The following is a 3,061-nucleotide window of genomic DNA, read 5'->3' as shown; positions in this document are numbered from 1 at the left end:
GGGTTTGCCAAGGAGGTTTTCGAGATCGGTGATCAGCATGCGCATGCCGTCGAACTCGCGCGAGCCATCCCAGTTCGTCAGGTCGGCGGCCTGTATCTCGCGAAAACCCGCCGGCGGGCGCACGGCTTCGATCATCACCGGCACCAGCTTGCCCAGCCGGCGTCCCTCGGTGGCTTCCTCGTAAACCCACTCGCTTTCGATCGAACGCGCCGACCACAGCACGATCATGCAGCGCATGTTCCCCAGCGCCTTCTCCAACACGCCACGCCAGGTTTCGCCCGCCGGAATCCGGCGGTCCCACCACACCGTCCAGCCGACCGATTCCAGCATCGCTGCCACGCGACGCGCTTCTTCCCGGTCCTTCTCCGTGTAGCTCAGGAAGATGTCGGTCATGCCTTTCTCCCTCTATGAGGCCAAAAGAACCGGCGACTAAGTATCAGCAGGCAATCACACGCTGCAACGGCCCCAAAGAATAGGCCACTATTTATAAGTCGACCATGGGATATGTATTCCGTTCAACTATAAGGCAAAGCCATCAGATCGATGTGCCAACTGCCGCAGTGTGGATCGGGAAGCGGCCGCCCGATATTGACGAATTGATAAATGTGACGTCGATATCGGCGATTGACTGCGGTGCCCGGCGTCAGTGATACTCTTGGAACGCCGTTGGATTTTCTGTCCTTCGATGCCGAGCAAGCCTAGTGAGTTTGGTCAACCGCAGCAACCGCGCTGAAGGAGAGATCACCATGGCCTACGACGTAACCCAATTGCTGGCAATGACTCAGACACAGCTCGACGACTTGTTTCGCGCCAGCCCAGCAGGCGAGATCCCCGATGGACCGGCCGAAGGCACGGCCATCATCGCCCCCGGCACCAAGTTCAGCGCGACCATCGCGAAACTCATCAACTACTTCAGCTGGCAAGGCAAAGTGTTCGACGCCAGGAAGGGCGTGCTCAAGAACAAGATTCTGACCTTCGGTCTGGAAGCTATTCTGGCCAGGGTTTACACCGGACCGAGTTGGCTCGACGGCAAGGATTGCGTCGTGCTCGACTATTCCGAGACCTCAATGCTCGCGCATTACGTGCGCGACGAGATTCGCTTGATCGGTCCGGGCTTTTACCTTGGCAAGGTGTACTGGGGAAAAGACCGCCTGATCGACTTCTGCTTGAAGTTCTGACACTGTGACGCCGCAGGCTCACTTCACGCTGGTGGCACCGCTCGCGGCCGGTCGTGAGGCCAGCTTGCGTGCGCTGCTTGCCACCATGAATGCCACGCCCGGTACCGCCGACCCGTACAACTCGGTGCTGCCGTTTGCCGCCATTGAGCGGTTGCACTTCGCGCGGCTGGTGGTGCTTGACGATGCCTTGCAAGTCGACCTCGACAGGCTGGGCGTACCCCGGCCACGACTGCCCACGGTTTTGAGCTTCATGGGCGATTGCGACGGCCCGGCGCAAGAGGTGCTGGCCGAATTGGTGCAGCATGCAGGCGAGGGCTTGCGCCGCATCTTTGCGCACTGCGAGGGTTTTGGCGCCGACACCGATTTGCTGGACTGGATGCAGGCGCACGACCGGCCCATCGCCGCCAGCTATGTCAACTGGGTGGGCCGCACGGTGCGGCAAATCAAGGAAGAGAGTGCCTTGCAGCGCGCGCTCTCGGCTACCGTGTCGCGCGCCGCGGTCAATTCAGGCGCGCAGGCACGAGCCCTCCATACCGAGTTGCGCAGCTTCGTCAACGGCGAAGCGCGCGCCGGTCGCCTGGTGCTCACACCAGACGCGCCCACGCCGCTCGCATGGCGGGTCGCCAAGATCGCCCATTTACTGGCGGTGCCGCTTGTGGGGCTGCTTGCCTTGCCGATACTGATCGTGCTCTCGCCGCTGCTAATTTATCTGCTGCGCACGCGGGAAACCACCGATCCCGAAATCTGCCACCGCCCGCAAGCCAAGGCATTAGGCGAGCTGCAGGTGCTTGAAGACATCGACGTGAGCAACCAGTACACGGCGATTGGCGCGGTGAAACCCGGGCTGTTTCGCCGCTGGCTGGTGAGTGCGCTGCTGGTGTTGATCAACTACGCCTGCCGCCACGTTTTCACCTGCGGCTTTCTGGCCCGCGTGCAAACCATTCATTTCGCGCGCTGGGTGTTCATCGACGACAAAACGCGCGTCGTCTTCACCAGCAACTACGACGGCAGCCACCAGGGCTACATGGACGACTTCATCAACAAAGTCGCCTGGGGCCTGAACCTCGTGTTCAGCAACGGCGTCGGCTGGCCGCGCACGCGTTGGTTGATCCTGGGCGGCGCGCGCATCGAGCAGGACTTCAAGCGCTACCAGCGGCGGCACCAGGTGCCGACCCAAGTTTGGTACAAGGCTTACCCCGGCCTGAGCTTGCACGACCTCACGCGCAACCAGCGCATACGAGAAGGCCTGGAGAACACGCAGATGAGCGATGCGCAAACACTGGCCTGGCTGAGGTTGCTATGAGTGCACGCACGGTTGAGCTCGACGACATCCAGGGCCTGCTGCGTTTTGGCTACAAGCATCAAACGCAGGCCAGCTTCTTGTTGCTTCGGGTCAAAGACCGCGAGGCGGCGCGCGCCTGGCTGGCCAGCGTGCCCGTGAGTAGTGCTGCCACCGTCGAACCGCCCCCTGACACCGCGCTGCAGTTGGCCTTGAGCCGCGAAGGCCTGCAAGCCTTGGGCGTGGCCGACGATATCGTGAATGCTTTTTCACCCGAGTTCGTCTCGGGGCTTGGCCGTGACGCCAGCCAATCGCGCCGCCTCGGTGATGTGGGCGCCAACGCGCCCGAGCGCTGGCAATGGGGCGCGGGCCAACGCGTGCCGCATGTACTGGTCATGCTTTATACGCGGCCGGGTCGGCTGGCGGCTTTCCAGCAAGCCATCGAGGCGCAGTGCGCCAACGGCTTCGACACTTTGGTCAGCCTGGCGACCAGCGATATGGACGGCACCGAACCCTTTGGCTTTGTCGACGGCATCTCGCAACCCACGCTCGATTGGGATCGCACCCGAGCTGTGCGCGACCAAGAGCAACTGGCTTACAGCAA

At 62.0% G+C, this 3,061-nt stretch carries 4 protein-coding genes; 3 read left to right on the top strand and 1 reads right to left on the bottom strand.

Annotated features, from left to right (window positions below; genetic code table 11):
• The coding region (locus ACE3SS_RS15220) for a toll/interleukin-1 receptor domain-containing protein (RefSeq protein WP_374595403.1) at positions 1-393 on the bottom strand (393 nt) is incomplete at its 3' end.
• 353 nt (positions 394-746) lie between these two features.
• Here ACE3SS_RS15220 and ACE3SS_RS15215 point away from each other — a divergent pair.
• The 3 genes from ACE3SS_RS15215 to ACE3SS_RS15205 form a co-directional block, all read left to right on the top strand.
• Positions 747-1,178, top strand: coding sequence for a hypothetical protein (locus ACE3SS_RS15215; protein WP_374595401.1), 432 nt, complete (start codon positions 747-749; stop codon positions 1,176-1,178).
• 4 nt (positions 1,179-1,182) lie between these two features.
• A complete protein-coding gene (locus ACE3SS_RS15210; protein WP_374595399.1) occupies positions 1,183-2,481 on the top strand; it encodes a hypothetical protein in 1,299 nt (432 codons plus the stop codon).
• A partial coding sequence (locus ACE3SS_RS15205; protein WP_374595397.1) for a hypothetical protein occupies positions 2,478-3,061 on the top strand: 584 nt, incomplete at its 3' end. The genes ACE3SS_RS15210 and ACE3SS_RS15205, both read left to right, overlap by 4 nt.

Origin of the sequence: Aquabacterium sp., assembly GCF_041915145.1 — a bacterium.
Classification (GTDB): domain Bacteria; phylum Pseudomonadota; class Gammaproteobacteria; order Burkholderiales; family Burkholderiaceae_C; genus Aquabacterium.
This window is presented reverse-complemented; position numbering and strand designations above follow the sequence as displayed.

What these genes read in the sequence shown, in the direction of transcription:
- ACE3SS_RS15215 (WP_374595401.1), top strand. Translation starts at nt 747, where the DNA reads ATGGCCTACGACGTAACCCAATTGCTGGCAATGACTCAGACACAGCTC.